The sequence below is a fragment of the Sphingomonas sp. OV641 genome (genome assembly GCF_900109205.1).
In the GTDB taxonomy this organism is placed as follows: domain Bacteria; phylum Pseudomonadota; class Alphaproteobacteria; order Sphingomonadales; family Sphingomonadaceae; genus Sphingomonas.
Genome location: NZ_FNZB01000016.1, coordinates 8,904 through 14,370, shown reverse-complemented (window position 1 = coordinate 14,370; position 5,467 = coordinate 8,904). Strand labels below are relative to the sequence as shown.

General features: G+C 61.2%; 6 protein-coding genes. 5 read left to right on the top strand and 1 reads right to left on the bottom strand.

Annotation, left to right across the window (positions count from 1 at the left end; all coding sequences use genetic code 11):
• The first annotated feature begins 43 nt into the window (after nt 1-43).
• On the top strand, nt 44-337 hold the full coding sequence (locus BMX36_RS22430; RefSeq protein WP_046195646.1) for a GTPase: 294 nt from the start codon (nt 44-46) through the stop codon (nt 335-337).
• Here the strand turns inward: BMX36_RS22430 and BMX36_RS20715 are convergent.
• On the bottom strand, nt 334-804 hold the full coding sequence (locus BMX36_RS20715; RefSeq protein WP_046407116.1) for a YybH family protein: 471 nt from the start codon (nt 802-804) through the stop codon (nt 334-336). The two genes, BMX36_RS22430 and BMX36_RS20715, sit on opposite strands and share 4 nt — an antisense overlap.
• Nucleotides 805-1,433: 629 nt before the next feature.
• Here BMX36_RS20715 and BMX36_RS20705 point away from each other — a divergent pair.
• The 4 genes from BMX36_RS20705 to BMX36_RS20690 all read left to right on the top strand — a co-directional run bounded on the left by BMX36_RS20705 (nt 1,434) and on the right by BMX36_RS20690 (nt 5,459).
• Entirely contained in the window at nt 1,434-2,747 is a 1,314-nt protein-coding gene (locus BMX36_RS20705; RefSeq protein ID WP_046407118.1) for a hypothetical protein, read from the top strand.
• Between the two features lie 64 nt (nt 2,748-2,811).
• The gene (locus BMX36_RS20700) at nt 2,812-3,696 is read left to right on the top strand and encodes a DUF4396 domain-containing protein (RefSeq protein WP_046407119.1); all 885 of its coding nucleotides are present in this window, start codon (nt 2,812-2,814) and stop codon (nt 3,694-3,696) included.
• 162 nt (nt 3,697-3,858) lie between these two features.
• Complete coding sequence (locus BMX36_RS20695; RefSeq protein ID WP_017183481.1) at nt 3,859-4,176, top strand: RNA polymerase sigma factor; 318 nt, start codon at nt 3,859-3,861, stop codon at nt 4,174-4,176.
• Nucleotides 4,177-4,253: 77 nt separating this feature from the next.
• The gene (locus BMX36_RS20690; protein ID WP_046407121.1) at nt 4,254-5,459 is read left to right on the top strand and encodes an acyltransferase family protein; all 1,206 of its coding nucleotides are present in this window, start codon (nt 4,254-4,256) and stop codon (nt 5,457-5,459) included.
• The last annotated feature ends 8 nt before the right edge of the window (nt 5,460-5,467 follow it).

Genomic DNA, 5,467 nt, shown 5'->3' with positions numbered 1-5,467 from the left:
CTAGCGCAATCTGCCGAAAGCACATCCCTGGATCGGTAATCCGGTGCTGCGAATTGCCGGCACGACGCGCGATCGGATCGAGGCGCCGGTCGAGCGGGGCGGGCTGGCATGGGTCTTCACAGACACCGCGGGGCGCACCGACACGAGCGATCCGATTGAAGCCATCGGGGTGGAGCGTGCGCGCGAGAGCATGGCAGCCGCCGACCTGGTGCTATGGCTGGGGGATGATCCGCCCCCAGCTTCCGGCATGATCGCCGTCCATGCACGGGCGGACGACCCGGACCGCACGCACGTGCCAAAAACGTTCACGCGACAGTCTCTGCCGGCAATCCGTTAGGTGCCCTTCAGTTTCCGAGCGCTGTTGTGCATGGACACGATCTTCCATCGTCCGTTCATCTTCTTAAGCACGCTTGTGGCGACGCCGAGTCGTTCGACGGCCTCACCGGTTTTTGGCTCGATCCGGTAACGGTAGGTCTCGGTCGCAAGGGCAACCGACCCTTCGAAGCGGACGTCAACCTTGTAGTCGGAGAAGCGGAACGATTTGAACTGCTTCAGCTCGGGACCGAGATGATGAGCCAGGTAGGTGGCGTAGCTGCCCTCAGATGCTCCTGTCTCGAAAACCCGCGCGTCGGTCGTGAACAGTTGCTCGGTTCCAGCAGCGTCAAGCTTTTCGATCGCGTCCTTATACTGTGACAGCGCCGCCGCCACGGCACGTGTGTCAGTGGTGCGGGCGTCTGACTGCGCCCACGCTGCGGCAGGAAGAGCGATCGACACCGCTATAATCATCTTCACGCAGGTGCTCATTTATCATCTCCCAAAACAAAATTAGCCGACCTTAGGATATCTCCATTTGACGCATCAATATGGAGCAGCGGCTGACGTCAGAACGCGAGATGGTCGAGGCCGCCATGCATGAAAGAACCCCCTAGCCAACCCTGGACGGCGATGGCGATGATCGCGCCTACCGAGCCGACGACAAGCATGACGCGTGCCGTATCTCGGTAAAGGCTTGCGCCGCCAAAGCCCGAGTAGCTCCACTGCGAACGCACCGATGATCAAGGCGATCGGAAAGTGAATCACCACCGTGTGCAGGCAACCGAGCCAGCTTGCTAAGCGCTGTCCGAAGGTCTTGTTTTTGGTTGCGGCCTCATCGTGCCCACGACCCATCGCCATGCCGAGCGCCAGTGCCGCCGCCAGCAAAGTCAGCTTCGAAGTCCGCATGATTCAGCGCTTCCCGCAAATTTGCTTACTTTGGTCAATACGTAGCGGCGGACGTTCCCCTCACGGCTCATCGTGCCACCAAGCGTCTGCACCGTTGCAAAATCGGTACGTTCAGCCCGAGCGAAGTAACGGTCCACTTAACGGAACGGCTCGACGCTGGCCGACCGGCGGCTTAGGTCTCGCTTTAACGAAGGGGGCATCGCAACGACAACATGGCCGCGCAACTTGATCAAATAACTACCAAAGAGGATCACGACGGCCTTGTGCGTCGGCTCATTACCCGTTGGCGTGACGATCCGGGCGCGACCTATCGAAGCTGGTTCCTGTGGGACGAGCGGCTGAAGAATTTTCGTTCGATCCGGCGCGGTATCACCCAGGTCGTCGGCGAGATCGAGCGCGGTTCGTTTGGCGTCGCCTATCGCGGATCGTCGCTCGAAACCGTCGTCCATTCCGTTGCCGAACAGCGCCAAATCTTCAAAGGTGCGGACCATGCGTTCCTCTGGAAACCGAAGCTGCGCATCCCCGACATATACGAGAGCCCCGAGAACCAGCGCGCGTTCGGCCGCCTGCTAGACGCCTGTTCGTGTTGCGACACGGCCGAGGAGATCATCGGCCATATCCACGCGATCGACCGCCTGAAGATCAAGGGGCTTGGGCCTGCTGTCGCCAACCTCCTCTACTTCCTTCACCCGACGCTGGTGCCGCCCTTCAACACCGCGATCGTCAAGGGTTACAACGCGCTGACGGGGGCGAACGTGAAGCTTGGGAGCTGGGAGCATTTCCTAGCGATGCGAACCGGCATCCTCGACCTCAACGACCGCTTCCGCGACCTTTTATCGAACGACTTGGGCGCGATCGGCGGCTTGCTGTTCGACATCGGCTCCGATCGCTACCCGGCCCCGCCGCTCGACGTGAGCGGCGCGGCTCTGGCGAGCTGGGGGCAGCGGCTCGAGGCGGCGCGCGAAGAGGCGCGCACGCTTAGCAAGGCCGCGCAGCGTGAAGGCGAGAACGAGCGCACCCATACCGAAATTCAGGCATGGCTTCGCGATCTAGGCTTGGCACTCGGCTATGACGTATGGATCGCCGCAAACGATCGCAGCCGAGCCTTCAACGGATCGCCCTTGGGCGCAGGGTGCCTTGAGCGCTTGCCCGAGACGATCGCGAGGTCGAAGGGCGCTGATTCCATCCGGCTGATCGACGTGCTGTGGCTTGAAAAGGCCGGCGATCACGTCGCCGCAGCGTTCGAGGTGGAGCATTCGACGTCGATCTATTCGGGCATCGTCAGGATGCTCGACCTGGCCTTGAGCGGTAGCGACCTTCACGCGACCGCGGGACTGTTCCTCGTCGCGCCCGACGCGCGCGAGGCGGACGTTCGTGCGCAATTGCAGCGGCCCGCGTTCAGCCGCGTCGCCGACCTCGACATATCCTACCTCCCTTACGGCGAGCTGGAGAGGAACCGCGAGGCCATCGCGCGGTTCGGATCGGGGCTGAAGGCGATCAAGGCCGTATCCAGCAAGCTCGCCTGACACGCCCCGCGCGAGGGCTGGCGCGGGGAGCCACGTATCCTCTAGCATGTAGAGGAGAGCTGCCATGACGATGCCTTCCCCGGCCCCCTGGCTCGACGCCGTGTTGATCGGATGGTTCGTGCTGACCGCGATATCGGTCGCTTACGTCGCGTGGGATGCCTTCACCCGCAACCCCGAGTTGCGGGTGATGAAATGGGGGTGGCTGCTGGTCACGCTCTACGGCGGCCCGATCATGGCCGCGGCCTATGTCCTGTCCTGCCAGGAACCGGCGAACGAGCGGCACGAGGACTTCGTTCGGCCGCTCTGGAAGCAGGCGTTCGGGTCGGCCATTCATTGCATGGCGGGTGACGCGACCGGCGTCATCGCCGCGGCCGCGATCACCACGGCACTCGGCCTGCCGATGTGGCAGGACGTGATTGCGGAATATGTGTTCGGCTTCGCGTTCGGGCTGCTGATTTTCCAGGCGCTGTTCATGCGCGACATGGCGGGCGGTTCCTATTGGGGGGCGCTTCGCATGTCGTTCATCCCCGAATGGCTTTCGATGAATGCCGTTATGGCCGGCATGATCCCGACGATGGTGGTGTTGATGAGCCGGGACATGGCTGCGATGCACGCCAACTCGCTTCGCTTTTGGGGCGTCATGTCGCTTGCGACGCTTGTCGGCTTCGCCGTTGCCTACCCTATCAACCTTTGGCTTGTCGGCGTCCGGTTGAAGCACGGCATGGGCACGGTGCGCGTACTCGGGCATGGCGGGCACGAGGTCGCCGCGGACCGGCAATCGGCTACGCCGATGCCGGACATGAAGCACGATGCGATGGCAGGGATGAGCGGCATGGGGACGGGCCCGCGCGTGACCGGACCGCAGATCGTCGCGATGACGGCGCTGACGCTCCTAATGCTTGGCGCGGGCATCATAGTTGCAACGCTGTTCGGCCGATGGGCGATGTAGCATCGCCTCGATCGACGGAGATCGCGACAAGGGGTGATTCCGCGGCGCGCGTATCAGGGGCAGGCGGGGACTCACACGGAGGTAGAGAGATGCACCAGATCAACCCCGACATGAAGGCGTGCATGGACGCCCTGCCACGAATGCCATGTGCCCTGCCTTCACATGGCGATGAACCATTGCCTTAAATGGGTGGCCAGCACGCCGTGCGGCAATTTGTCATTGGCGGTGCCAATTGGCAGGGAGGCCGAGGCTGTCCCGGGAGACCGAAACGCGATTGAAGACGCCGTAGCCAATCGACAGGAACTGGACCGGGCGACACGTGCCATCGCCGTGTTGCCAACGACCTTGAAGGAATCGCTGGTCCTCCGGACTATCGAGGGCATCAGCCAAGTCGAAACCGCACTGATACTCGACATAAGCGAGAAGGCGGCCGAAACGCGTCTCTATCGCGCCCGCCAACGGGCAGCATCGCTGTCGTAACAGCTTGGCCCCACCCTGTTCGGCAAAAAAGAAGGCACGAGTTTGAGGGGTAAGCGATCTGCCGTCGTATCGTATGCATGGGGGATACAACGGATGCGCGCCGCGGAGACGGCTTTTCGACCAAATCTGGGCAAGACATGGAGCGCGGCGACCAGAAGTCGGGTCAGGGCGCTTTTGCGGTTATGGATGCCATGCGCTGTGTCCTGGCAGTCGTAGTCGCGTTCGCACATGCTTGGTATCTCCTCATCGAAGATTATTGCGGGCAAGCCTCGGTCGCGGCTTCGGCCGGCTATTTTTTGGCTGGTTATGCGCATGCAAGCGTCATTCTTTTCTTCGTGCTCAGCGGCTTCTGGATCGCGCGCAGTATCGACAGACGGATCGGGGATTGGCATTGGTCAAGCTACCTGATCGACCGCCTTGCGCGATTGCTGGTCGTGCTAGTGCCGGCATTGGTGATCGGTGGAGCGCTCGACGCGGTGGGCCTCTACGCCCTCGAGTCATCGACCCATCTCGGCACGACCGAGACTTACGTGCTGCGCAAGGATGTCGTCGGCGCGCTCGAGTGGCATGTGCTGCTAGGCAACATTCTCTTCTTGCAGGGCATCGTGGTTGCGCCGTTCGGCACTAACGGACCACTTTGGAGCCTCGCTTATGAATTCTGGTTTTACATCTGGTTTCCGGCCATTGTCGTCAGTTGGAGGCAACGTCGCCCGTCAATCTTCTTAATTTTTATCGGTCTGGCCTGGATTACGCCATTCATGCTGATCGGCTTTGCTTGTTGGCTTTGTGGTGCTGCGCTTCATGGTATGACCAAAACGCATCTGACCGATTTTCCCCGATCACCGATTGGCCGCACCTGGCTGATCATTGCGAGCAGCATATTACCGGCAATACTTATCGTTGTGCGGGTTGTCGGACTGGAGGGCCTTGAACTGGCACTGGCGGGCGCATTCGCACTTTTTCTATATATATTGCTACGAGCGAATCCGCCAACGCCGCGCTGGTTGCGACCGTTCGCCGGTTATGGAGCAAAAGCCAGCTTTTCACTCTATGCCATGCACTTTCCAATCATGGCATTCGCCGCAGCGTTGTTAGTGGGCTCTGAGCGCTTACCACCAACGGCGGGCAACATCGCACTTGTTGGCGCTACGCTCGCACTTGCAGTTTTTGCCTGTGGTCTGTTTGCGACTCTCACCGAACGGCACACCGCGCGGGTACGCACCTTCTTCTACGCCAAGCTGTTGACCGTCCAGAAAGCGTGCGCGGGCCGTTTGGTATCCTAGAACTGCAG